Source organism: Sphingomonas bacterium, assembly GCF_903643035.1.
Taxonomy (GTDB): domain Bacteria; phylum Pseudomonadota; class Alphaproteobacteria; order Sphingomonadales; family Sphingomonadaceae; genus Sphingomonas.
Genome location: NZ_CAHJWW010000002.1, coordinates 26791 through 50852, shown reverse-complemented (window position 1 = coordinate 50852; position 24062 = coordinate 26791). Strand labels below are relative to the sequence as shown.

The window sequence follows — 24062 nt, the reverse complement described above, 5'->3', positions numbered from 1 at the left end:
GGGCGGCCGCCACCTCGCGGCCGACGCGGTGGCGGCGCGGTATCGCGCGGTGCTGGCGCGGCTGACGGCGTGACGCTGAGCGAGCGCATCCGCTCGGAAATCGAGGAGCGCATCCGCTCGGGCGAGTGGCGGCCGGGGATGCGCATCCCGTTCGAGCACGAGTTGGTCGCCCGTTACGCCTGCTCGCGCGCCACCGTCAGCAAGGCGCTGGAGGCGCTGGCGCGCGCCGGGCTGATCGAGCGGCGGCGCAGGGCAGGATCGTTCGTCGCCAAGCCCGCCGCCCAGTCGGCGGTGCTGGCGGTGCCCGACTTGGCGCAGGTCATCGCCGACCGTGGCGGCGTCCATCGCTGGCGGCCGGATCGGGTGCGACCCGCCCGCGGCGGCGAGACGGCGTCGCTCGCCGCCCCCGCGCTGCTCGTGACGGGAGTGCACGATGAGGGCGACGCCCCGTTCGCGCTCGAATGGCGGCTGATCTCGCTCACCGCCGTGCCCGACGCCGCCGCCGAGCCGTTCGCCGAGGTCGCGCCAGGCAACTGGCTGCTCGCGCATGTCGGCTGGACCGGAGCGCGACATCGCATCCGCGCGGTCGCCGCCGACCGGGCGGTGGCGCGCGCGCTGAGCATCGCGGCGGGAACCGCCTGTCTCCAGGTGGAGCGATGGACGTGGCAGCTCGACGAGCCGATCACCTATGTGCGGCAGACCTTTCCAGGCGACCGCTACGACCTGGTCGCGTCGTTCACCCCGGGCGACCGACCGGCTGGGAGGATGCCATCTTCGTACTGACAGCGTCAGGAAACATCCCCGCGACTTGCACTGCGGCTACCATCCGGTCCAAAGTCGCACAGCGGCGCTGGAGATCGGCGATCGCCGCACCGGTAACTCAGGCTCGCTGCGCAAGCGCAAGCGCAACAGGCTTCTGTGGGCGATCTGATCTTAGCGTGAATTGAAGATATCAGAACGATCCCCTATAATGCGGGTATCATCTCCCCGGACAACGGTATCAATTCAGATGCTGGCCAAGGTACCGACTTCAACGTCGCAGATCACGTCCGCAGACGGTGCGATCCACGTTGAACTGTTGTCCGATACCATCGGACATATCGTACCAAGACTATGCAGCGGCATCCGCACCGCCCCTATCGGCAAGAGCCTGCTTTACGGCTGCCTTCGTGACCTTGCCGTATCCGGATTTTGGTAGGGAGTCCCAGAAGATCACCCGCCGGGGAAGTTTGTAGGAGGCGATCCGCCCTTTGAGCCACTCCACCAACGCGACATCGGTAAGTTCGATGTCAGGCCGAAGCACGCAGACCGCGACGCCGATCTCGCCCCAGACCGGATCAGGCATACCGACGACGGCGACCTCGTCGATCGCCTCGTGCGTCAGGATCTTCTCCTCGATCTCGCGCGGATAGACGTTCGATCCGCCGGAAATGAACATGTCGGAGGCCCGGCCGGTGATGAACAGGTCGCCTTCGGCATCTAGATGGCCAAGGTCGCCGGTTCGGAACCAGCCATCGCGGAAAGCCTTCGCGTTCGCCTCGTCATTGTCGTGATACCCGGCGAACACCGCCGGACCACAGACGCATATCTCACCTGTTTCGCCAGCCCCGACTTCCCGGCCTTCCACGTTCTGGATCGACACCTGCATGCCTGTGCGTTCGCGGCCGCAGGTGGCCGGCTTGATGGTTGGGCCGTCCTCGGCATGGTGGTCCTCGGGGCGCAGAACGGTGATCGCACCGGTCACCTCGCCCAGCCCGAAATACTGCACGAGCACGGGACCAAGCACGGCAAGCGCCCGCTTCTGGTCGGCACGGTACATCGGTGCACCAGCGTAGATCACGTGCCGCAGCGATCCGTGGTCGTGCTGATCGATGGAAGGATGCTCGACCAGCAGCTTCAGGATCGTGGGAACCGTGAACATGTTCGTGACGCCCCAGCGCTCAACCAGCGCCCATGCCTCGCCGGCGTCGAAACGGTCACCTCCCGGCAACACGGTCTTGGCACCGCGGGCGACCTGGGTCAGCAGATGGACGCCGGCTCCATGCGTCAACGGCGCCACGACCAGAGACGCGTCGCGATCGGTGGTGGCCGGCATCAGATCGCAAAGATGGTTGGTGATGACGAACGCCATCTGACCATGGGTCAGGACCGCCGCCTTGGGCCGACCCGTGGTCCCCGAGGTGTAGAAGAACCAGCAGGGATCATCGTGCTCGACATCGGCGTCGCGGAACGGTCGCCCCCGGCGGCTGTCGATCAGCCCGTCGTAATCGGCATCGTCACCGGACCCGATCGCGATGACGTCAGGGATCGCGCAGGCGGCGGAGTGGTCGGGGAAGTGTGCGTCACACACCATAAGCTGCGCACCGCTCGATTGCGCAAGCCATGCAACCTCGCCGGGCGTCTGGCGGAAGTTGGTCGGCACCCACACCGCGCCGATCCGGAAACAGGCGAACATCGTCTCGACGAGCTGATGCGAGTTGCGCGATTGGACGAGCACGCGATCACCCTTCGCGACGCCACGTTCCGCCAGCACGTTGACGAAGGCGTCCACCCGGTCGTCGAGCTCGGCCCAGCTCAGCACCCGATCGCGATGCACGAAGGCGATGCCACCGGGATGACGCCGCGCAGCTTGGCGCAGCATGTGAGCGAGATTCATCACCCGCTGCGACGAGCGCCTCATCACCGCCGTTCCAGGATGGAGACATAGTTCGCGACGGCCGCGCCGCCCATGTTGAAGACACCGGCGAGCGACGGATCGCCGAGCTGCATGTCGCCAGCCTGCCCCGTCAGCTGGAGGCACGCCATGACGTGCTGCGATACCCCCGTCGCGCCGATCGGGTGGCCTTTCGCCTTCAGGCCGCCGGACGGATTGATCGGCAGACGACCGTCCTTGCGAGCCCAGCCCTCGCGCACCACGCGATACCCTTCGCCGGGTGGGGTCAGCCCCATCGCCTCGTATTCGATCAGCTCGGCGATCGTGAAGCAGTCATGCGTCTCGACGAAATCCAGATCGTCCAGCGATACGCCGGCCGTTTCGAGTGCCGAACGCCACGCTCTCCTTCCGCCTTCGAACGCAGTGGGATCGCGACGCGACAAGGGAAGGTGGTCGTTCACCTGAACGCGCGCCCGGAAGCCGATGGCGCGGTCAAGACCCTCCGCGACCTCCCGCGTCGCGATCACCATCGCCGCGGCGCCGTCCGAGATCAGCGAGCAGTCGGTCCGACGCAGCGGTGCCGCCACGAACGGATTGCGCTCGGAAACCGCGTTGCAGAACTCGAAGCCGAGATCCTTGCGCATCTGGGCATAGGGGTTGGCGACGCCGTTCGCATGGTTCTTGGCGGCGATCATCGCCAATTCCTCGCTACGATCGCCATAGCGTTGAAAATAGTTGGCGGCGATGCGGCCGAAGAGCCCGGCGAAGCCGCCGTCGACGTCTGCCTCCTCCGGACGATAGCTGGCGCTCAGCAGGATGTCGCTCGCCACGGCCGTCGGCACTGCGGTCATCTTCTCCGCACCGACGACCAGCGCGACGCGTCCGCGCCCGGCATCAAGGAAGTCCAGCGCGGCGTGGATGGCCGCCGACCCGGTCGCGCAGGCGTTCTCGACCCGGACCGCCGGCACATGGGCCAGTTCCGGGATCGCCAGCGAAACCTGCGCACCTTCGAAACCCTGCTTCGAGAAACCCTGATTGAAGGTGCCGACGAATATACCGTCGACCATGTCGGCCGGAACGCCGGCATGATCGAGCGCTGGCCCGGTCACCGAAGCGATGAGATGCTCGACGTCGGGCGCCGCGAGCTTGCCGAACGGCGTATGCGCCCAGCCGACGATGGCGGCATCAGTCATGCGATTCCTCCTGTTTCATGGTCTGCTCGCCCCAGGATGGACCCGTCGGGGTCATGCCGATGCCGGGATTGAGCCGATTGGTCGGATCAAGCGCCTTGTAGAAAGCGGCGAGCGCCGGCTTGGCCCGATACTGGCGTCCGACATTATGCTCAGCGGGATACTCGGCGCCTTCCTCGTCCAGCCTGCGCACAAGTTCTGCCTTGATCGCCGAGGCTTCGGCGGACCGGCGGATGATATAGTCCCGATGGAACACATGACAGAGGAAGTGACCGTAGCGCAGCACGGCGACGACCTCGTCATCAAGCGTCTCGGGCAAGGCGGCGAACCAATCGGCAGCGTTACGCGGCAGCGCCACGTCGAGCGCCACGATGCCTGAGGTCGTCTTGCGGTGAACCGCGCGGTATCGGACGGCTGCGCCGGCGGTCACGAAGCGGTGAAGAGACGCTCTGGACGCTTCGTCCGCGGTACACTCGAACAGATCGCCGCTTGCCGAGGGCAGCATTTCCGCGAGCATGTCCCGCGTCGGTGCGAGGGAGTCCGCGCCGATGGTCAGGATGAGATGGTGCTCGAAGCGCGCGCGCCATTGACGCAGCCGTGCGGGCAGATGGTCCGGAAGCAGCCTGCCGATGCGCTGCAGGATACGCTCGGACAGGTCCGCGAGGCCGATGGCCGCCCCGAACCCGTCGACCCTTGCCTTCAGCGCGAACAGAAGCGGCAACCGGTCGGTGCCGAGCAGTCGGATGGCAATGAAGGTGTCTCGGCCATAGCGATCGGCGATGTCGAACGCGTCGCGGTGGAGGTATTCGGCCGACACGGGAAGATCCTGGCCAGCCGAAAGCAGCCGGCGCCGCAGATCGGTGAGTTCGCCCGGGTCGTTGGTGCCGAGATAGAAGGTCGCGCCCGCTTCCTCTCGGAAAAAGGTGTCAAGCCGCACGGCGAACACCACCAGCCGGCCCGCGCTTCCCGACGCGTCGTGCAACCGGCGCGGATCGGCGTTGAACCGGGCCGGGGTGGCTTCGTCGATCGCGCGTACGTGATCGTGGTAGTCCGGGTCGGAAGCCGGCAGGATTTCGGTGCCTTCGACGAGGTCTCCCTGTTCGAGACGGGCCAGCATCGTCTCGGGATCGTCGCCCAGATCGACGCCAAGACGGTTCACGAGCCGGAGTGTGCCATCCGCCTCGATCCGCGCGAACAGCGCCGCCTCGGTGTAGGCCGGCCCGCGACGGACCAGCGCCCCTCCTGAACTGTTGCACACGCCGCCGATCACCGACGCACCGAAGCATGACGAGCCGATTACGGAATGCGGCTCGCGCCCGACGGCCCGCACCACCTTTTCCAGCCGATGGAGGGTCGCGCCGGGAAGACAGATCACCTGGGTGCCGCCCGCCACGAGATGGATGCCCTGCAGCCGCATCGTGTTGATGATGACGACGGGACGATCGATGCGGTCGTCGGGCGTCGACCCTCCCGTCAGCCCGGTATTCGCCGCCTGGACGATGATCGCGACTTCCTGCGCCACCAGCACCCGGAGAACACGCCAGAGTTCGACAAGCGTGCCCGGCCTGACGACGGCCAACATGCCGGACCGCGTCGAACCGTGACCTGGCTCCGTGCGATAGCCCTGCCAATAGCGTCTGGTGCCACGGCTGGTCACGAGAACCTGCGAGCGACCGACCACGTCACGCAAGGACAGGATGAGGTTCGCCTTCAGCATCGCTCGCCGCTCGCTTCCAGCAACAGCTCGAACGTCACGCCGACCGCGTTGCACCCGCGCATCAGCTCGCCTTCCACGACCTCCGCGTTCTGGCGGATCATGAAGCCGTGGAGCCTCGACGTTCCATCAACATGCACTTCGCCACTGAGCGCCGCGATCTCGACCGCTGGTCCCTCGACGATCTCGACCCCGGCTCCGCGATGGATCACACCCTCGACGAGACTGCCGACAGCGGCCACGACGCGCGCATGACGCATGCCTACGGCGGCTATCGCCGCTTCAAGCCCTTCGGTCATATCCTGGTTGGGCTGCAGCTTCAGCAGGATCGCGCTCATGCCCGCTCCGGATGGAAGATGCTGAACAGCGTTTCGGGGTCGAACCGACGGCGGAACCGTCCACCGTTGAGTGCGGTCAATTCGACGACGATGCCGCTTGTTCCCGCGATCGTCTCGCCCGGAATCAGGTGTCCTCCGACGAGGCGTCTGCAGCTGTCGCGAAAGGCGGCGTGGCAGTGAGTGAAGCGTTCGCCCCTTTCATCGATACCGGAGCCGGCGGCTCCCGCGACGACGGTGAGGGGGCCGTCCATCGCACGGGGACCGTGGAAGCCCATCGGCAGTCCATCGCGCCCGGCACCGCCCGTCATCACGCTGAGGCGATCGACCGTGCCTTCCCCCAGCGTGAACGAGCCGCCGTCGGCGCGGACAGCCTGAAGCCTTTCATGAACCACGTCGAACAGGTCGCGTCCCGGCGGCACGACCAACCGCATGGACGATGAAACCTCCACCTCGACAGCCTGTGCCCGGGCCGGTAGCGGCGCACCGGGATGCACGACCGTGCGCATCCCCACGGCGCATCGATGTTCCACGCCATTCTCCTCCGTCATCGGCTTCCCGATTGGATGAATGGCGTGCAACGGCGAACAGCCATCTTGCCCTGCCGCCATCTTTCGACAAATATCTGCACGCCGAGTTCACTAATCGAAACGGCGGGAGAGGCGGATGGAAGGCGGATCCAAGACGATCGAGCGCGTCGGCGACATCCTGCGCGCGTTCGAGCGCGGGTCCGAACACGGAATGACATCGGGCGAGATCGCCACGGCCACGGGATTTGACAAGGCGACGGCTTACCGCGCACTGGTATCGTTGGGGCGTATCGGCCTTGTCGATCGCGACACGGAGAGCCGCCGCTTCCGACTCGGAGTATACCTGTTCAACCTGGGGGCGATCGCCGCTCGGCGCTTCTCGGTCCTCGCCCATGCCCGCGAGATCGTCGCCGAGATCGCCAAGGAAACGGGGGACACGGTCTTCCTCTCGGTGCGGAACCGCCACGAGTCGGTCTGTATCGACTGCGCGACGGGCAGCTATCCCATCAAGGCGCAGACGCTGACGGTGGGCGAGAGCGTGCCGCTCGGCGTCAGCGCGGGCGGCGTCGCCATGCTGGCAACCATGACCGATGCCGAGGTCAGGCATTCGATCCAGTACAACGCCGTGGAGATATCCAAATTCCATTCGGTGCGCCCGGATGACATCTTCGAGCACGTCGATGCGGCGCGGCATCAAGGATACGCGCACTATGCCGGGCAGGTGGTCGCGGGCATGGGCGCCGTCGCACGTCCGATCCGTGGTCCATCCGGGCAGGGGATCGCGGTCATCAGCGTCACGGCAGTGCTGGATCGTCTTAGCCAGGTTCGCGTGCGCATGATCAATGACCTGCTCAAGGCCGGCATCGAGAAGATCGAGCAACGCGCGCTGCTGATCGGCAACCGACTGGAGACGATCGCCTGAAGATCAGCAGCGTCGGGAAAGACCGCCATCGACCACCAGCAGGTGCCCGTTGATGTAGCGTGCCTCGTCGGATGCGAGGAAGACCGCCGCATGCGCGACATCCCAGACGTCGCCCTGCTCCCCCGTCGGACTGCGCCGGCTGCGCGCCGACAGATCGTCCGGGTCGGCGAGCGACCGGCCCATGTCGGTGTCGAGAAGCCCCGGCAGGATCGCGTTGGCGCGGACGCCGCGCGATGCATATTCCAGTGCCACCGCGACGGTCATCTGGTCGAGCGCCGCCTTGGAAGCGTTGTAGATCGCATAGTTCATACCCGTATGCCGTATCGCCGCGATACTGGAGACGTTCACGATCACGCCCCGTGCCTCGATCAGATGCGGAACGGCGTGGCGGGTCGTCAGTGCCGCACCGATGCAGTTGAGCGCCATGCCCCTGGTCCAGTGCTCGTGCGAGAGCGTATCGAAGTCGCCGGCTATCGGAACCCCGACGTTGTTGTGGAGGACGTCCAGTCGACCATGTCGGGCGAGCGTCGCACGGATGGCCTGCTCGACCGTCGCCTCGTCCGTGACGTCCGCCTCGACCACCATCGCGTTGGCGATCAGATCGGCCGTTCGGCGGCCGTTCTCTGCATGAACGTCGACGATCACGACCTCCGCGCCCGCCGCGGCGTAGGCAAGCGCCGCGGCCTGACCCACGCTCATGCCATCGTTCGGCGCCCCACCCCCAAAGACGACGCAGACTCGGCCGGCAAGACGCTCGCTGCTGACTGGTCCGCGAACGGTCACGATTGTTCTCCGGTATCGACGCAAGCGCCGGCAGAATGGCGTGTGGTCGGCGACGTGCGGCCAGCAGCGATGGTCATGACGGCGTCATTTCGCCGAGAGAAACGCGGCGACGACATCGTTGAAGGCGTCGGGTGCCTCCAGGAACGGGAAATGGGCTCCGCCGTGCTCAGCGTCGAACTCGTGGTAGGTCGAGCCGGCTATGCGCGAGTGGATAAACCGCTGCGATCGCGGCGGAACGTGGCTGACGCTGCCGCCGATCACCAGCGTCGGCCGGTCGATCCTGGCAAGCACGCCGCGCCAGTCGTTCGTGCAGTGACTGAGGAGCAGTTCCGCCACCAGCTTGGGCGAGGTCTTCGCGTTTTCGTCGAGGATCCAGTCGTACAGCACCGGCGAGATCGATTTGGTCACCATGCCCGCAACGAACCCGGCGCGCGTAGCATCGCCGTCCGGACCGCGCAGGGCAGCGTAGAGCTGATAGAGCTGATCGACCGGGAAGATCGCTCCGGCATCGGCGATCTCCTCCTCGTCCATGCCGGGAAGCGCGAGCAGCATGGAAGGCTGGTCGACCAGGATCAGACGGTCAATCGCATCGGTGCCGAACAGGTCGATGAATGCCCACAGGACCGAAGCTCCCATCGACCAGCCCAGCAGATTGGCCGAGCCGAGGCTCAGATGCGCCATGAGCTCATGAAGATCGCGCGCGAGCCGTGCCATACGAAGACCTCCGTCCGGTTCCGGCGCCTCGCCGTGGCCGCGGATATCGGGGACGATGACGGTCCAGCGGTCGGAAAGGTGGTCGAGCTGATGCTGGAACATCGCTCCTGACTGTGACCAGCCCGGCACCATGATGAGCGCGGGACCGTCACCTTTCATCCGGTAAGGCATGCGCGCGCCATCACTGGCGGTCATCCAGCCCGTCACCAGCGACGGTGACGGCGGAAGCGTGGCGTTGATCGACAAGGTTTCTCTCTGCACCATCAAGCGACCGTCAGAACCGGATGGAAATCTCGCCGCCGAACTCGCGGGGCCGGCCATAATAGGCCTCGTAGAGCGAGAACGTGCTCGCGACGTCGATACCGCTTACGAGGTAGCGTTTATCTGTAAGGTTGGTCACGTACGCGGCGAATGTCACGTTGTCGTTCGGCAACGTGTAGGAGACACGGCCGTTGAGCAGTGCGTATGGCCGCTGGGCCACGGCCTCGACGTTGTTCGCTTCCTTGTAGGTCTTCGACCTGTAAGATGCGTCGAGACGGGCGATGATCTTGTCGCCGCGCGTCAGCTCGAATGTCTGATCGATCGAGCCGCTGAGCGACAGCTTGGGCGTTTCGGGCAGTTTGGCACTCAGGGGAAAGGAGACTCCCGGGTCGAGCCTGCGGTATTCGCCGTCGAGGTAGCTGAGACCGCCCTGAAGGCGGGTGCCACTGTCGAGCCGGATGGCGAGGTCGGACTCGACTCCGCGGATACGGGCCGCGCCGGCATTCTGCACGGTCGGCTGGGGCGCGCCGGTGCTGTCCGCCTGGATGGTCGTCAGCTGGAGATTGGTGTAGTCGCTTTGGAATACGTCCACGTTGAAGGTGAGGCGGCGAGCGAACCAGCTTGTCTTCAGGCCGAGCTCATACGCTTTCAGACGCTCGGGAAGGTAGCGGCGCAACGACTGCTGACTGAACAGGCGGGGCGTCCATCCACCAACCTTGAAGCCGTCGGAGTAGGAGGCATACACCAGTTTGTCCGAGGTGAGGTCGTAGGATAGCGATGCCGCCGGGGTTACGACGTTGTCCGTCGACTCGCACTTGATAAAACTGCCGGTGACATCGATCCCGGGGCAGGTGTACGAGCGCGGCTGGACGAGAAAATACCAGTCATTGTGGAAATTGCGCTCTTCCCGATTGTAGCGCAGGCCGCCGGTGAGATGAAGCCGCGGTGTGATGTCGAACGTCCCTTGGCCGAATGCGGCGTAGGTGTTGCCACTGAGCTGGCTGAGCGAGCGAGCGTCGAAGTCGATCGGGATCGAGGTCGTGACCAAACCCGTCCACAAGTTTGCGACAATCCGGTTTTCCAGATCCTGATGCATGTAGTAGAGACCCGTCGTCCACTTGAAGCGGTCGCCGAACGACGAACCGCTGAGTTGGAGTTCCTGAGAGAATTGCTTGTTGTTGTCATAGCTGACCGTCTCGAGAAGCGGATAGGGCGAACTATCGCCATCGCGCCCGGCAAAGCCCTTGACCCTCCTGAACGCGGTAATCGACTTCAGCGATATGTCCGAAGTCAGGCGAAGGTTGGCGATCGCCGACACGCCCCAGATGTCGTAGTGATCGGAGTTGGGTCCGGTCGCGCCGACGGCGTCGGGAGCCGTCGCCCACCGGGAGTCGAACCGCGAGTCGGCCGCAAGCCCGAGCGAGGCGTTGATCTTCGGATAATATTCGTTGTTGAGCGCGTCGACGAGCGGGCTCCCTCCCGGAACGTAGCCGATGTTGCCTCCATAGGCCTGGTGCTGGCGTATACGGGTATAGTCGCCCGAGATCGTCAGATCGAAGTCGCTCGATGGCTTCCACAGCAGCACGGCGCGACCAGCATCCTGGTTGATGTCGCCTTGACCATCGCCGTCCTTGCCCAGGTAGCGTTTCTGCAGATCGTCGGTGTGCCGACTGATGCCGGAAACGCGCAGGGCGATGGTACTCGCGAGTGGAATATTTACCCCTGCCGAGATGTCGATCCGGTTGTACGACCCGCCCGCTATCGACGCGCTACCGCTGAACTTGTCGAGATCGGGCTTCACAGTGGTGATGCGGATCGCGCCGCCGATGGTGTTCTTGCCGTAGAGCGTTCCCTGCGGGCCGCGCAGGACCTCGATCGACTGGACGTCGCCCAGGCTGTTGAGGGCGCCGCTCGAGCTGGCGACATAAACGTCGTCCACGTACAGGCCGACGCCGGGTTCGTTGGGGATGAGGAAGTCGTTCTGGCCGACGCCGCGGATGAATATCTGCGCCGTCGTGCCTCCGCCGTCGGCGCGACCGTTGTTGATGCTGACGCCGGGCGCGAACGACGAGAATTGCTTCAGGTCCTGGACACCCTGGTTGCGGAGCGTGGCACCGGTGACCGCTATGATCGAGATCGGCACCTTCTGGATGCTCTCGGACCGTCTGCGCGCCGTGACCACGATGTCGCCGCTATCAGGTCGGGCAGTAGCGGCGGTCTCCACTGTCGTACGCTGCGTCTCTGTAGGGGGCGGTGCCGTGTTTTCGGCTGGCGGCTGTCCTTGGGCAGTGGGCGTTCCGGCGGTCGTGCTCTGCAGCTCGCTGGCGGGTGGTTGAGCCGCTGGAGTAGCAGTCTGGGCAGGCGGCGCCGGCGTGGCGGTCTGCGCCTGTGCATTCCCGGCGATCAATGCGATCGCGCAGCACGACAGCGCCAAGGATATCCTCGAGCCCATCATAATCCCCTTCCTAAAGCCCCGTCGCGATTACGATCAGGCCGACGCTTGCTTGCGCCACTGGATCATGATGGTTCGGCCCGCCGGATTTGCATCAACTATGTGCGTTCGCCTGCGTTGAAGATCGGAGAATGAAATCGCCCAAGCTGATATTGAAATTGATCGTTCGGGATTGGTCAAACGCCCGACTGTCATGACCCATCCCGACATCGCATCGCTGAAGGTGTTGCGACTAGGTATGGCCGCAGCCTTTCCCTAACCGCGCGCGGCTTCGACAAGGAACCTGTGACGGGAAGGTGAGCGATGGGCCATTCGGATCAGACCTCGATCGGTAGATGGCTCGATCGTGTGGCGAACGGGTCGGCTACCCGTCATCGCGCCCTTCCCTCTTGCCTGCTACATTGGTTTACCGGTGCGTGTTGTTCACGGCAATTGAGGCAGACGCTGGTTTCGAGTGCATCGTTGCTCGGTGGCTGGTCGAAACGCCGGCGGCGGTCGGAGCTTGGACGAGTTCTTTTCCACAAGCCAAGTTTACAAAACCAGCTGACGCGATCTGAACGAGCGGCCACTTATCCGCGTGTGCAGCCCGACTGCTTCCGGCAGCGAGGACTCCATGCAGTCCCTGGACCTCTCTCGATCGATTTCCCAAAAGCGGCCGTTGGTTCATGTGTGTATGAGCCCACTCCCCTTCGCTGTCAGATCTGATCGGCCGTGCGAAGAGACTCGTCGAACGCGACCGATGTGCCGCCGACATCGTAGCGCTAGGATGCCGACGAACTTCGGCGAAGGGACAGGCAGCGCATGCACCCAATCCTGATCATCGGCGCGGGCCCGGTGGGCCTCACCATGGCCGCCGAACTGATGCGATACGGCGTCCCCGTTCGGCTGGTTGACCAGAGCCCGGAGCCGAGCCGCACGTCCAAGGCCTTGGTGGTCTGGAGCCGCACGCTGGAGCTGATCGACCGGATGGGTTGCACAGGGGCCTTTCTCGACGCCGGCCTCCAAGCTCACCGCGCGGCGATCCGCAGCGGCGCTTCGGTCTTGGGCCGCACCGGCTTCGACGATATTTCGAGCCCCTACAACTTCGCGCTGATGATTCCCCAGTGCGATACCGAACGACTTCTCCACGACCACCTCATTGCGCTGGGCGGGGCGGTCGAGCGTGAAGTCGCGCTGACTGGGTTCGCGCAGACCCCGAGCGGCGTGCTAGCGACGCTCCGCCATGCTGATGGGCGGGAGGAGACGGTCGACACGCCCTGGCTGATCGGCTGCGACGGCGCGCACAGCGCAGTCCGGCATGGTCTCGGACTACCGTTCGATGGTTCGGCAGAGGGTGGCGATTGGATCCTCGCCGACGTCCGCCTGGAAGGCGAGGGCAAGCCGCCCGCGGACGAGATCGCGCCCTATCTTCACGACGACGGACCCTTCGCGGTGTTCCCCATGCCCAGCGGTCGCGCGCGCATCGTCGCGGCGGTCGGCAAGGTCGATTCTGCGCAGCAACGATCACAGCCGACCCTCGATGACGTGCAAAGACTGATCGAGGAACGCGCCGGCGGGGGCTTCCGAGCGACCGATCCCGTCTGGCTCGCCAACTTCCGCATCAACGAGCGGAAGGTCGCGGACTACCGCGTGGGCCGCGTGTTCCTCGCCGGTGACTCTGCCCACGTCCACAGCCCGGCGGGCGGGCAAGGCATGAACACCGGAATGCAGGACGCCTTCAACCTTGCGTGGAAGCTGGCGCTGGTCGTCCGCGGCGAGGCACGCGACATTCTACTCGACAGCTATAGCGAGGAACGCAGCAAGGTCGGCGACGGAGTGCTGCGCAATGCGAAGCTGATGACCGACATGGCGACGCTCTCTAGCCCCATCGCCCTTGCTGCGCGAAACTTGGCTCTCCGCATGATGCTCGGTCTTCACGCCGTCCAGCATCGGATGGCGACGACGATGAGCGAGATCGACATCCATTACGCAAGCAGCTCCCTGTCGGAGGGCAAACGTGCCGGGCGGCGGCTCGACCCGAAGTTCTATAGCGGTGCGCCGCCCGGGTCCGGACCGGCGCCGCGATGGGCGCTGTTTGCCGCCAACGTAGAGCAGGCGACCGCCTTTGCGAGCCGCTTTGGTGGTTTCCTAGAGCCAGCGCCCCGAGCACCTGGTGATCCCGACTGTCTCCTGATCGTGCGACCAGACGGGTACATCGGGTTTTCGGGTGATCGGGATGACTGGGCCGAAGCCGAACGCTATCTTGCCAACATTGCGGTGACCGATATCGTCGGCAACGCATCCGGCCAGCCTTGATCGCTTCGACCCGAAAGTGGACCTTCAGGCCCGCCTCGCCGCATACCAGAACCCGACATTGGTTCATGTCAGCCTTGGACCCGCTTCAAAGGTCGACCATCAACTACGTACGGTGCGGGTGTGGCGAACTAATTCAATTATTGCGCAAGTCGTGCGCGCGGGCGCGCGCCATAGTGGAGCGATCCAACCGCTTCTCTCCTCCAGCCCGCCATCGCCGCGGGGGAAAACTTGGGCGGCTTGACGCTCGACCCCACCTCGGGAATGTACTCCAGAGGGAGAGAGCTATGACGGTGAAGCTAAGGGCGACCTGCACGGGGATCCTGATTGCCGGGACGTGTTCAATCGCGCTTGCCGCTCCGCCCGTGCCGGCCGGCGATGGGTTCGCGGTCGAGCGAGCCCTGATGGCGCACGATTATCGACGCGCCGAGATCGAGCTGAATACATTGGTGCAGCAAAGACTGCCGCGGACCGACAAGGCAGGACCTGACCCTCTGCTTGACCGCCTCCTTGCGGAGGTCATATCGGTCAATGGATCGCCGGCAAGCGCGATTACGCTGCTGACAAGGCTCACCTCCGATACCAAGCTGCGGGGCCTAGCTCACTATCACCTCCTGCTCGCGACGGCGCGAGAAGAGGCGGGCCAGTTGAAGGAGGCGGAACAGGGCTACCAAATGGTACGCGACAACCGCGACGCTCCCGTTGGTGATCGCTTCAGCGCTGTCCTCGGCTACGCGCGTCTGCGCATGATGGACAGCCCCGACGAGGCAGCCGCCTCACTGCAGGGCGCGCAGCCGCTGCCGAGGCAAGCTTGGGAGGTCGATCTCCAGCGTGCGCGCGCCGAGGCGCTCGGAGGCCACGACGACGCATCGCGGGCGTCGCTGGGCCGCGCCTGGGCCGAGGCGCCGCTTGCCGGCGCGGAGCAGGCCGCCGCAGCACGAGTGGCTTCCGACATGTTGGTCGCGGCGGGCAGGACGGGCGAGCGCGAACGGCTCATCGCGCTGCTCACGGTGGACCGGCTTAACCGCGGCCTCAGCACGGGTCAGGATGTGCTGGCCGCCGACGTCCCGGTTTGCGGCTTCTCAGGGGTCAGGCCGGAGGACAGCGTTGCCGTTCAGTTTGTGCGGCAGGCAGCGCCCGGAAGGCCAAGATTTTCGCTCGTCTGGGCAAGTCGCCCCGGCATCGCCGCGCCATTCCTAAATGCCGTTGCCCGCGACCCGGATTATAAAGTCCAGGACGGGCAGGCCACGGCGACCGTCCTCAAGTGTCGCACCGCTCCGGCCGCCGACTACCAAGTCAAGGCGAACCTGGACGACCAAGTCCTGAGCTGGAGTACCGGTCGGGGTGCCTACCCCCTGCTCGAAACGGGCGATGAAACCGACGCAGCGTCATTGGCCAGCGCCCTTGCCGAGCGCGAGCGTCGGTACGGGTCGAAGTCGGTCATGCTGCTCCCGGTGCTGCTGCGCATTCTATCGGCCACGGTCGCGGGCGGCTTCGGCGATCAGGAAGCGCGGACACGAGCTGCGGCGCTGTCGCATCGGATTGCCGATACTATCGCTTCGAACGGCGGCCCACCCGACCTCGTCCTCCTGAGCACGATTTCAGCGACGTCGCTGGACGTCGCAGCGCAGAACAAGTCCGTCGCCGCCGCGCAGGCCGACTTCCAAATGCTGTTGGAACAGGCTGGCAAGGACAACGCCGTCTCGCTCGACACCCTCTACACGCTCGTGAGCGGGGCAACTGCCTTCTCCCAAGCCCCTAGCGCGCTTCGCACGCAACTGCTCGATCAAGCGCTCGCAGTGGTCCGGGCACACTCCGGCTCTCAAGACCCGCGCACCCTCGCCCTGGCGCTACGTCTGATCGGCGTTCGAAGCGAGCAGGGTGATGCTGCGGCTGTGAGCGACCTTGCCCGCGAGTACGGGTTGGCGCCCGACATGTGCAGCGTTGCCGCCCCGGCGGTGAAGTTCGCTTCCTCGAACATCACCGCCGACGACTACCCGCCGGACCTGATCCAAGCACTTCTGCAAGGACGAACGGTACTGGAGTTCAGCATCGATCCGACTGGCGTAGCACGAACCCCGCGCATTCTTGTATCGGACCCGCCTTTCGCTTTCGACGCCGTCGCCGTCGCAAAGAGCCCAACGCTCAACTATGAGCCGGCGAAGAGGGGTGGAGCGCCCTACACGTGTCGTGCTCAGACCCAAGCGGTGCGGTGGCAGCTGCCGTACTGATACGTTCCCCATTCCCGGTCATTCACGGTACCATCAAGGCTTCCAGAAAGCGGCTGCTCGTTAATCTTCCGCGTGCTGCCTTGTGCGGAATGACGGATACTGGATGCAGTAGAGCATTTACTCCTTCTCGAAATTCCATGCGTAGCCATCGCCCTCACGAACGATTCGGCCCGCGGAGCTGAGCGGGAAATGACTGCTGAAGACTGTCGCTCGCCGCTCGACAGCGCGCTTCAGGAGAGCACGACGCGAGCGACCGACGGCGCCGGGAAACTCGCAGAAGCAGGAAACGAGGTCGGTGTCGTGGATCTCGAGGGGATGATGGAGGACGTCGCCGCCGAACAAGGCGACCTCGCCGTCGGATTCGATCTCGATAGAAGCGTGATCGATGCTGTGGCCGGGCGTCGGGATAAAGCGGATGCCGGGTAGCACCTCGCTGCCGTCGACGTCGATCAGCCAGACCTTGCCGGCAGGCTCCAGCGGCCGCATGCTGTCGGCGAAGGTGCCGGATACAGGCGTGCGGACCGGCTCGCCCAGGCCCGCCTGTCGCCGGGCCGCCGCGATGCCATCCGCATCGTCATCGGCAAGCGCAGCGCCGTAGCGCCATTCCAGTCCCGAGCAGATGACCGTGGCGTTGGGGAAGGTCGGCACCGAGCGGTCACCCTCCAGCCGTGTGTCCCAGCCAACATGGTCCGAATGGATATGGGTGTGGAGGATGGCGTCGACCTGCCCGGGGCCGACCCCCGCCTGCCGCAGCCGCTCTAGGAACGGACTGCCAAGGTGGTCCAGGATAGGCTGGTCGGGCCTGGCCTTGTCGTTGCCGGCACCGGTGTCAACGAGGATGGTTCTGCCGTCGTGGTGGATCAGCCAGCTGTGGATGCTCAGCAGGGCATGGCCTTCGTCATCACCGGTTCCGGCCGGCACCCAGTCAGGATGCGCGCGCAGGTCGGCGGGATCGAGATCCGGCAGGAGCTGCTCGAACATCATCCCGTTCAGGTCCATCTCGAAGACCTTCTGGATGCGCGTCTTGCCGACCCGGAACATGAGACGTTCCTAGTGCCGATACCGCGGCCCCGCCAATCCCAATTGCGGCGAACAGGTGAGTATTTCCGAACGGGAACGTCGCGTGCCTCGGGCGCCTCATGGTCTTATCGCGTATCGTGGACCCATACCCGGCCACTTGATGCCGTCCAGTGCTTACCCGGAGCCGGCCGCTCGTTCATGTAAGTGAGCCGGTCCTTTCTCCGCCTTCAGCGGAGCCGGAGCACTGATGAGGGATCGGCTGCGAAGGCGGAGTACATGCCACTGCCCGCGACACCTTTCGCGCGAGCTCCTCAAGCGTCGCAAGCAGCCTATTCAGTTGTGAAGCGGTCGAGAGACAATCGGGTCCATATCTGGCGACAAGGTACTCGCGGTCGCGCGCGATCGCGCGGATGTGGGCCGAAGTTCGTTCCCGGAGCACCAACCCTTTTCCCGTCGCGCATTCGAGACGCGCTGTTAAATCGTGGCCCATCTTGCGGATCGCGGGCCAGGATGAACCTTGCAGCAGGAGATAGGCCGAAAGGTTTAGCTCGATCGAGTGTATGGCTAGCAACCGCATTGGTCCGGCGCTGATCGGATCGCCGATCAAGATCGATCCGGAGGATCGATGGGCAGCGTCGCGATAGAAGTCGGCCAGCCGGTTCATGTCATATGGCGAGGCATGGTCACCCGGATAGCGTCCGTTGTCATGCAGGAGGTCTACTCGTCGTTCGGTAAAGTCTTGGCAAACACCGTCGCACCCAGCGCTGGATCGTTGCTTCGACCCAGTCTCGGTCATTCACGGCCAGTTTTCGGTTCCCCAACAGCGGACGTTCATCAAGGTGGGTCGGAAAGGTGGCTTGCAGCCGTTCGCTGGGCCAAATGACGCCTGCGGCGACGCGATGTTCGACGGACCTGCGCAAGTGAGAGTGGATATGGGCGCTACCGGCAAGGAACTTAGGACAGTCATTGACCACCTGCTGCTGATCAAAGCGCACCTGCGTTCCCTAGTGCGGTGTACCGAGCGATTAGGGCAGGAGGGATATACTCCGGAGAGCATTATGAAGCTTAGCCGAGGATTTCTCGACGTGCAAATGGTTATCGAGGAACGGATGCTGCTCTCTGTCTCTGCACATGAGCGATCCGGAAGGGAGGTGGCCAAGCCGATCAGGACCGCATATCGGGCTGATAAGAAGATGAGTACGATGAGACAACTTAATCCTCGTTTCTTCCTAGGACGGATCGACATTCAGGATTCCCAAACGCGTTGGATGTCTGGTTCATGAGGTTCCGTGTTGAGGCACGGAGCGGACTACGGAGATCAAGCGGTACGAGTTGAGTGAGGCGCAGTGGGCAAGGACCGCGCCGCTACTGCCCGGCAAGGTGTCTGATCCGGGACGGAGCGGACAGGACAACCGCTTGTTCGTGGACGGATGTCTGTGGGTGTTGCGGTCGGGCGCGCACTGGCAGCATCTGCCGGAGCGGTACGGCAAGTGGAAGACGGTGCATCGCCGCTTCAGCCGCTGGTGCCATGCCGGCGTGTGGGAGAAGGTGTTCGACGCTCCCACTGCCGACCGCGACAACACCTGTCTGATGCTCGACAGCACCATCGTCCGCGCGCATCAGCAGGCGGCGAGCGGAAAAGGGGGACCAGGGATCAGTCGCTGGAGCGTTCCCGCGGCGGACTGACGACCAGGATCCACATGCTTGCCGACACGTTCGGTCGGCCGTTACGGTTCCGGATCACGGCGGGGCAGGCCAGCGACATCGCGGCCGCTCCCGGCCTGCTCGAAGGTCAGCAGGCCAAGGCAGTGCTTGTCGACAAGGCGTATGACGGCAATGACTTACGCGCTCGGATCGCGGCCATGAGTGCCAAAGCGGTGATCCCGTCCAAGCGTAACCGCGACGTTCCGATCCCGCACGACGAACGCGCCTACAAGCATCGCAACCAGATCGAGCGATGCTTTGGCCGCATGAAGCACTTCCGCCGCTTCGCCACCCGCTACGACCGGCGTACCATCCACTTCACCGGCTTTGTACACCTCGCCGCCGCCATGATCTGGCTACGATGAATGTCGATCCGGCCTAGGTATCCGGCGTGCCCGCTTCCCCTGCCCCGCCCGACCTGCACGCCCGCCTCGTGGCGGCTCTGGCGGATGCGCGCCGGGCGGCGAAGCTGCGACAAGTCGACCTGGCGGAGCGGCTCGGCTGGCAGCAGGCGTACGTGTCGAGGATGGAGACCGGCGAGCGCATGCCGGGCGTCGACGAGTACGTCGCGGTGGCGCTGGCGATCGGGGTCGACCCGGTCGCGCTGCTCGGCGACGTGCTGGCGGCGTCCGGGGAAGCGTGGCGCCGTCCGGCTAGACCTCGGCCGTGTCCAGCCGCGCCAGGCGCGTGACGATCGCCGCCTGCACGCTCGTGTGCAGCGCCTCCGGGAAGTCGGCGGGCAGTGCCGCCTCGACCCGCCCCTTCACCTGCTCGGCCGCGGCGCGCACCTCGGCCAGCGCTCCCCGGATCACGGCTGCACGCTGCTCGACACCGCGGCGCTGTATGGCGGTGGGGAGAACGAGCGGCTGCGGGGCCGGGCGGTGATGCATCGCCGGTCCGAATTCACGCTGGCCTCGAAATGCGTGCTCGACATGATCGACGGCACGCGCGGTCTCGATGGCAGCCCGGCGGCGATCGCGGGCACGCTCGACCGCGCGATGGCGCGGCTCGGCACCGATCATATCGACTTCTATCATCTCTACCGGCTCGACAGGCGCGTGCCGGTGAAGGAGTCAGCCGGCGCGCTCGTGCGCGCAAAGGACGCGGGCAAGATCGGTGCGATCGGCCTGAGCGAGATGGGTGCCGCCACCATCCGCCGCGCGCGTGCCACGCACCCGATCGCGGCGGTGCAGAGCGAGTATTCGCCCATGTCGCGCAAGGGGGAGGCGGGGGTGCTCACGGCCTGCCGCGAACTGGGAATTGCGCTGGTCGCCTTCTCGCCAGTCGCGCGCGGCTGCTCTCAGGGGTGGTGCACGACGATACTTACGCCCACGGTAACATCCACAGCGCCACGCTGCCGATGCCCGCGGACCTCATCGCCGTGGTTGACATGCTGTTCCCGGGCAACGCGCTGGCAGGCGCGCGTTATTCCGCCGTGATTCAGACGCAGATCGACACCGAATTGCTGCCGGGCTAGGGATTGGCGAACGGCCAGCGCGAGGACGGCTGCGGATCGCCAGGATCGGCGGATGCAAATACGCTTGGAAGGCCGAGGTGCGGTTGATAGACGGTGACGCATGCCATGGGTGATGCCTCGACTGATCAGGCGCTTGAACGATGTCGGATGCACGCGGATCGCCATGTCGACCAGGCGATGAACGAACCCGGTTCGGTCGCGAGCGCGTACGTTGGTCGCACGGCATGCCATCGGGCCTATCCCAATGCCGCTCGGCAACGGTGACCCGCATGCCCAAGACGTCCGGACAGCAGCGCCGGCCGGCGGCATCGCGTCCGTGAACTCGCCACAAGCAAAGGCGCCCGCGACGGCGATCGAGCGCGTCAAGGGCACCTCGCTCCACCACCAAGTCTATCTCGTCCTGCGCGACGGCATTCGCAACGGGCGGTACAAGGCCGGCGACAGCCTGCCGGCCGAGGATGAGCTGGCGCGATCGTTCGCGGTCTCGCGCGTGACGATCCGGTCCGCCCTGTCGTCGCTGGAGCGCGACGCGCTGATCGAGCGGCGCCAGGGCGTGGGCACGTTCGTGGCGGGCGGGATGCACTCGGCCGAGACGCATGCGCCCGTCGCCGATCTGATCGCGCACATCGCGGACATCCACCGCACGACGACGGTCCGGCTGGTCGAGGTCGGCCTCGTGACCGCTCCCCCCGAGATCCAGGCGGCGTTCGGTCATCCCGTCGACGACATCTTCCAGCGCGCGGTCCGCGTCCGGCTGCTGAACGGGCTGCCGACCTTCTTCGTCACGACGTTCATCCCCCAGGCTATCGCCCGTCACATCGACGAGGCGGCGCTGCGCAGCACCTCGTTGTACGAGCTGCTGGCGCGCGCCGGCCACCGGCTCCATTCCGGCACGCAGGTAATCAGCGCGCAGCTCGCCAGCCCCCTCGTCGCCGGGCATCTCGATGTCGCGGTAGGGGCACCGCTGATCCGCGTCCGGCGCGAGCACATGGACGAGGGCGGCCTGATGGTCGAGCATTTCGAGATGCTGGTCTCGCCGGCCTCGTTCGAGGTCCGCCTGCGGCTCGACGCCGAGACCATGCCTTCCTGAACGATCGGCCCTGACCGATTAGTGCCGCGCCGTCAGCGACCGATCCGGCCGGCCTTCAGATCGGCATAGGCGGCCTGGATCTCCGCCTCGCTGTTCATGACGAAGGGTCCGCCCAACGCGACGGGCTCGTCGATCGGCACGCTGGCGTAGTAGACCAGATGCGCGCCTCCCTGAGCCGTCAGCGTCGCGGTCGATGCCTCGTCGACGCGTCGGAACCACGCGACATGACCGCCGGCGACGGGCGCGCCGTCAACCGTCGCGGCGCCGTCGACGACATAGGCGAAGGCGCGTGTCCCGGCACCGATCTCGAACGTCACCGACCGGCCGGCGTCGAGCCTCGTCTCGATCAGCGTCAGCGGCCAGAGGCTCAGATGCGGCTGGACGACGCCGCCGTGTCGTCCGGCATAGACGGTCGTGGTGACGCCATCCTTGCGGATCGTCGGCGTGTCGGCGAACGACTGGTTCCTCATCCCCGGCGGCGCCGTCTTCAGCGCGGCGGGCAGGTTGAGCCAGAGCTGGAGCGAATGGAGCCTCTCGTCGCCGACCGGCCGACCGCCATGCAGGATGCCGCGCCCCGCGCAGGTCCACTCGACATCGCCGGGGCCGGTGACGCCGGTGTCGCCCAGGCTGTCCTCAAAGGCGTTGCTGCCCTTCAGCTGGAGCATCACCGTCTCGAAACCGCGATGCGGATGCATGCCGAAAGACTCCATGCCCGGCTCGATCAGATCTTCGGCAAGGACGATGAAGGGCGAGGTCCGCGCGGGATCGCGGGGCGGGAAGACCTCGCGGTTGAGCAGGCCGGGCTTCAGCTGGCGATAGGCGCCGGCGGGCGTGATCGCTTCCAGGCTGCTGGGCATCGCTCAGTCCTCGATCCGGGTATGCGCAGCGGCGACGCCGCGCCGCCAATAGCCCGCCGCCTTGGTCCATTCGCGCGGATGGCCCAGCTCGTCGACGATCAGGCCGCGCACGGCGCGCGCCACGCCGGCTTCGGCGGCGATCCAGACGAAGCCGTCGCCGGCGGGCAGTGGCTGTCCGGCCAGCGCCTGGCGCAGCGCGACCGCTTCATCCTGGCCCTCCACGCGGACGATCCAGTGCGGCGTCCACTCGGCACCCGTCTCGATCGCCTGCGCATCGGCGGCGTCGGCGACGAGCACGACGGTTTTCACCGGCACGCCTGCGCGTAGCTCCTCCAGCCTGCGGCCGATCGCGGGCAGGGCGGTGCTGTCGCCGATCAGGAGGTACCAGTCGAAATCGTCGGGCATCACCGTCGAGCCGCGCGGGCCGCCGATCTCCAGCGCGTCGCCGGTCGCCGCCGCCAGCGCCCAGTCGACCGCCGGGCCTGCCTCGTGCACCGCATAGTCGATCGCGATCGTGCCCGCGGCGGCATCGAACCGGCGCGGCGTGAAATCGCGCATCGGCGGCCGTCGGGCTGGCCGTCGCCCGAGCCGATGAACAGCTTGATGTGATCGTCGAACGAGCCGCTGGCGAAGTCGCCGAGGTCGTCCGAATGGAAGTGGAGCCTGAGCATGTTGGGGGTGAGCCGCTCGATCCGCTCCAGCGTCAGCCGGCGGCGACGGGCCTCGTGGCGCATGCGGACGACACGATGGCGGGTCTCGCTCCCCTCAGGCTCAGGCTCCGGCGACGGCACGGCGGTCGGCGCGAGCATCGGCAGGTCCTTTAGCGCGCCCGGGGCTGATGCCGCGATCATGTGGGTTGCGGCGACCAGATGAGGCGGAACAGTTCGTTCTGCGAACTGATCCGGAGGCGCTTGTAGGCGCGCTTGCGATAGGTCAGCACCGTGTTCAGCCGCATCGCCAGACGGATGGCTATGCCTTCCGAGGTGACACCGAGCGCGATGAGCGCGCACACCTGGTTCTCGCGTTGCGTAAGGTCGGGCGCCACCTTCCTAAGCCGGACCTCGAGTTCGTCGCCGGGCTCGGCGGACTTGATGCAGTCCTTCGCGTGCCGCCAGACCAGCGGCATGAAGAGTGCGGCATGGTCCCTAAGATAATCCAGCTCATGCGGCGCGAACGAGGTAGGCGAATAGACGTTCAGCCGGAGCGTCCGTGATCCACGGGTCTCGCAGACCGACAGTCGCGCGCCCACGCGCATCGTTGCGTAACAGTCGGCGCAATGATCGCCACGCCCAAGATCGCTCGGCATGATCTCGAACAGGAACAGGTCGGCCGGCCGCTCGTCGCCGAGCCCCCTGCTCCGATAAAGGCTCCGATCGGGTTTCCAATAGGTGTCGAGGTGGCGCCGGTCGCGATCACCTGCGGTCCTGGCCGGACTTTGGTTCTCGGCGAGGATCAGCGCGCGGGTACCCTGCTCGCTCGCGAACGCACTGAGGTGGACGCACTCCACATCGTCCTGGATCGAGTCGAACAGCAGCTTGGGAAACTGACTGGTACCGACCGCCTCGATCAGCGGTCCCAGCATGTTGCGGGTCCTGACCGGATGAAGGGCCGTTTCGAATGATTGATGAACCTGCATCAGGAGACCTTTCGCCAGACATCCTCCACCGCAGGATTGGCCACGCCGGCGCGGGGCTCCGATTCCTGCGGCTCCAGCATGGACCGGGCGTCGTCGCGCCTGTTCTAACCCACGCTCGATTGACCTGAGGAAATAACGCACTAAGGTTGTATGGTCAATAATACCTCTGATCGACGGTGTGGTCTCCCCGCCTCGCTCCAA

At 65.5% G+C, this 24062-nt stretch carries 21 protein-coding genes and 1 pseudogene; 9 read left to right on the top strand and 13 right to left on the bottom strand.

The window, feature by feature from the left end:
* Positions 1-69: 69 nt before the first annotated feature.
* Positions 70-783, top strand: a complete 714-nt coding sequence (locus HUV01_RS00455) for a UTRA domain-containing protein (protein WP_174296355.1) — start codon at positions 70-72, stop codon at positions 781-783.
* 328 nt (positions 784-1111) lie between these two features.
* Here HUV01_RS00455 and HUV01_RS00450 read toward each other — a convergent pair whose 3' ends face one another.
* From HUV01_RS00450 to HUV01_RS00430, 5 genes are read right to left on the bottom strand one after another with little or no spacing between them, the layout of a single operon-like run.
* Entirely contained in the window at positions 1112-2641 is a 1530-nt protein-coding gene (locus HUV01_RS00450; RefSeq protein WP_254606277.1) for an acyl-CoA synthetase, read from the bottom strand.
* A 38-nt stretch (positions 2642-2679) separates the two neighbouring features.
* A complete protein-coding gene (locus HUV01_RS00445) occupies positions 2680-3846 on the bottom strand; it encodes an acetyl-CoA acetyltransferase (RefSeq protein WP_174296353.1) in 1167 nt (388 codons plus the stop codon).
* Positions 3839-5560: a D-lactate dehydrogenase gene (dld, locus tag HUV01_RS00440; protein WP_174296352.1), complete on the bottom strand. Its 1722-nt coding sequence runs from the start codon at positions 5558-5560 to the stop codon at positions 3839-3841. Before dld ends, HUV01_RS00445 begins: the two co-directional genes overlap by 8 nt.
* Positions 5554-5895, bottom strand: a complete 342-nt coding sequence (locus HUV01_RS00435; protein WP_174296351.1) for a PCC domain-containing protein — start codon at positions 5893-5895, stop codon at positions 5554-5556. The genes dld and HUV01_RS00435 overlap by 7 nt, the downstream gene beginning before the upstream one ends.
* The gene (locus HUV01_RS00430; protein ID WP_217430855.1) at positions 5892-6401 is read right to left on the bottom strand and encodes a PCC domain-containing protein; all 510 of its coding nucleotides are present in this window, start codon (positions 6399-6401) and stop codon (positions 5892-5894) included. Before HUV01_RS00430 ends, HUV01_RS00435 begins: the two co-directional genes overlap by 4 nt.
* Before the next feature lie 157 nt (positions 6402-6558).
* Between HUV01_RS00430 and HUV01_RS00425 the strand changes: the two genes are divergently transcribed.
* Positions 6559-7344: an IclR family transcriptional regulator gene (locus HUV01_RS00425; RefSeq protein WP_174296349.1), complete on the top strand. Its 786-nt coding sequence runs from the start codon at positions 6559-6561 to the stop codon at positions 7342-7344.
* Positions 7345-7347: 3 nt separating this feature from the next.
* On the opposite strand, the gene HUV01_RS00420 is transcribed toward HUV01_RS00425, so the two are convergent.
* From HUV01_RS00420 to HUV01_RS00410, 3 genes are all read right to left on the bottom strand, one after another.
* The gene (locus tag HUV01_RS00420) at positions 7348-8043 is read right to left on the bottom strand and encodes an SDR family NAD(P)-dependent oxidoreductase (protein ID WP_174296348.1); all 696 of its coding nucleotides are present in this window, start codon (positions 8041-8043) and stop codon (positions 7348-7350) included.
* 168 nt (positions 8044-8211) lie between these two features.
* Positions 8212-9087, bottom strand: a complete 876-nt coding sequence (locus HUV01_RS00415; protein WP_174296347.1) for an alpha/beta fold hydrolase — start codon at positions 9085-9087, stop codon at positions 8212-8214.
* Between the two features lie 28 nt (positions 9088-9115).
* On the bottom strand, positions 9116-11536 hold the full coding sequence (locus HUV01_RS00410; RefSeq protein ID WP_174296346.1) for a TonB-dependent receptor: 2421 nt from the start codon (positions 11534-11536) through the stop codon (positions 9116-9118).
* An 819-nt stretch (positions 11537-12355) separates the two neighbouring features.
* Here HUV01_RS00410 and HUV01_RS00405 point away from each other — a divergent pair.
* Both HUV01_RS00405 and HUV01_RS00400 read left to right on the top strand, forming a co-directional pair.
* Entirely contained in the window at positions 12356-13849 is a 1494-nt protein-coding gene (locus tag HUV01_RS00405; protein ID WP_174296345.1) for an FAD-dependent monooxygenase, read from the top strand.
* 284 nt (positions 13850-14133) lie between these two features.
* Positions 14134-16077: an energy transducer TonB gene (locus tag HUV01_RS00400; RefSeq protein WP_174296344.1), complete on the top strand. Its 1944-nt coding sequence runs from the start codon at positions 14134-14136 to the stop codon at positions 16075-16077.
* Between the two features lie 117 nt (positions 16078-16194).
* Here the strand turns inward: HUV01_RS00400 and HUV01_RS00395 are convergent, their stop codons facing one another.
* On the bottom strand, positions 16195-17118 hold the full coding sequence (locus HUV01_RS00395) for an MBL fold metallo-hydrolase (protein WP_174296343.1): 924 nt from the start codon (positions 17116-17118) through the stop codon (positions 16195-16197).
* A gap of 836 nt (positions 17119-17954) precedes the next feature.
* Here HUV01_RS00395 and HUV01_RS00390 point away from each other — a divergent pair.
* The 5 genes from HUV01_RS00390 to HUV01_RS00370 all read left to right on the top strand — a co-directional run bounded on the left by HUV01_RS00390 (position 17955) and on the right by HUV01_RS00370 (position 21368).
* Complete coding sequence (locus HUV01_RS00390; protein WP_174296342.1) at positions 17955-18380, top strand: hypothetical protein; 426 nt, start codon at positions 17955-17957, stop codon at positions 18378-18380.
* A 34-nt stretch (positions 18381-18414) separates the two neighbouring features.
* Positions 18415-19166, top strand: a protein-coding gene (locus tag HUV01_RS00385) for an IS5 family transposase (protein ID WP_174296361.1) whose coding sequence is annotated in 2 segments (ribosomal slippage) — positions 18415-18745 and positions 18745-19166 — 753 coding nt in all. Because the reading frame shifts where the segments join, the coding sequence is not laid out codon by codon here.
* Between the two features lie 26 nt (positions 19167-19192).
* A complete protein-coding gene (locus tag HUV01_RS00380) occupies positions 19193-19492 on the top strand; it encodes a helix-turn-helix domain-containing protein (protein WP_217430854.1) in 300 nt (99 codons plus the stop codon).
* A gap of 22 nt (positions 19493-19514) precedes the next feature.
* Positions 19515-20240: an aldo/keto reductase gene (locus tag HUV01_RS00375; protein WP_438827130.1), complete on the top strand. Its 726-nt coding sequence runs from the start codon at positions 19515-19517 to the stop codon at positions 20238-20240.
* 354 nt (positions 20241-20594) lie between these two features.
* Positions 20595-21368 (top strand): GntR family transcriptional regulator, encoded by a 774-nt coding sequence (locus tag HUV01_RS00370; protein ID WP_174296341.1) that lies wholly within the window; start codon positions 20595-20597, stop codon positions 21366-21368.
* 32 nt (positions 21369-21400) lie between these two features.
* On the opposite strand, the gene HUV01_RS00365 is transcribed toward HUV01_RS00370, so the two are convergent.
* The 4 genes and pseudogenes from HUV01_RS00365 to HUV01_RS00355 all read right to left on the bottom strand — a co-directional run bounded on the left by HUV01_RS00365 (position 21401) and on the right by HUV01_RS00355 (position 23807).
* Complete coding sequence (locus HUV01_RS00365) at positions 21401-22225, bottom strand: pirin family protein (protein ID WP_174296340.1); 825 nt, start codon at positions 22223-22225, stop codon at positions 21401-21403.
* Between the two features lie 3 nt (positions 22226-22228).
* Positions 22229-22630, bottom strand: coding sequence for a siderophore-interacting protein (locus HUV01_RS14995; RefSeq protein ID WP_254606276.1), 402 nt, complete (start codon positions 22628-22630; stop codon positions 22229-22231).
* A gap of 66 nt (positions 22631-22696) precedes the next feature.
* Positions 22697-22896, bottom strand: a pseudogene (locus tag HUV01_RS14990) (siderophore-interacting protein); the annotation flags it as partial.
* Positions 22897-23072: 176 nt separating this feature from the next.
* Entirely contained in the window at positions 23073-23807 is a 735-nt protein-coding gene (locus HUV01_RS00355) for a helix-turn-helix transcriptional regulator (protein WP_174296339.1), read from the bottom strand.
* Between the last annotated feature and the right edge of the window lie 255 nt (positions 23808-24062).

Excerpts from the sequence above, each read along its gene's own strand:
- dld (WP_174296352.1), bottom strand. The coding sequence starts at position 5,560 with ATGCTGAAGGCGAACCTCATCCTGTCCTTGCGTGACGTGGTCGGTCGC.
- HUV01_RS00450 (WP_254606277.1), bottom strand. The coding sequence starts at position 2,641 with ATGCTGCGCCAAGCTGCGCGGCGTCATCCCGGTGGCATCGCCTTCGTG.
- HUV01_RS00355 (WP_174296339.1), bottom strand. The coding sequence starts at position 23,807 with ATGCTGGGACCGCTGATCGAGGCGGTCGGTACCAGTCAGTTTCCCAAG.
- HUV01_RS00445 (WP_174296353.1), bottom strand. The coding sequence starts at position 3,846 with ATGACTGATGCCGCCATCGTCGGCTGGGCGCATACGCCGTTCGGCAAG.
- HUV01_RS00435 (WP_174296351.1), bottom strand. The coding sequence starts at position 5,895 with ATGAGCGCGATCCTGCTGAAGCTGCAGCCCAACCAGGATATGACCGAA.
- HUV01_RS00405 (WP_174296345.1), top strand. The coding sequence starts at position 12,356 with ATGCACCCAATCCTGATCATCGGCGCGGGCCCGGTGGGCCTCACCATG.
- HUV01_RS00395 (WP_174296343.1), bottom strand. The coding sequence starts at position 17,118 with ATGTTCCGGGTCGGCAAGACGCGCATCCAGAAGGTCTTCGAGATGGAC.
- HUV01_RS00430 (WP_217430855.1), bottom strand. The coding sequence starts at position 6,401 with ATGCGCACGGTCGTGCATCCCGGTGCGCCGCTACCGGCCCGGGCACAG.
- HUV01_RS00425 (WP_174296349.1), top strand. The coding sequence starts at position 6,559 with ATGGAAGGCGGATCCAAGACGATCGAGCGCGTCGGCGACATCCTGCGC.
- HUV01_RS00400 (WP_174296344.1), top strand. The coding sequence starts at position 14,134 with ATGACGGTGAAGCTAAGGGCGACCTGCACGGGGATCCTGATTGCCGGG.
- HUV01_RS14995 (WP_254606276.1), bottom strand. The coding sequence starts at position 22,630 with ATGCCCGACGATTTCGACTGGTACCTCCTGATCGGCGACAGCACCGCC.
- HUV01_RS00420 (WP_174296348.1), bottom strand. The coding sequence starts at position 8,043 with ATGAGCGTGGGTCAGGCCGCGGCGCTTGCCTACGCCGCGGCGGGCGCG.
- HUV01_RS00365 (WP_174296340.1), bottom strand. The coding sequence starts at position 22,225 with ATGCCCAGCAGCCTGGAAGCGATCACGCCCGCCGGCGCCTATCGCCAG.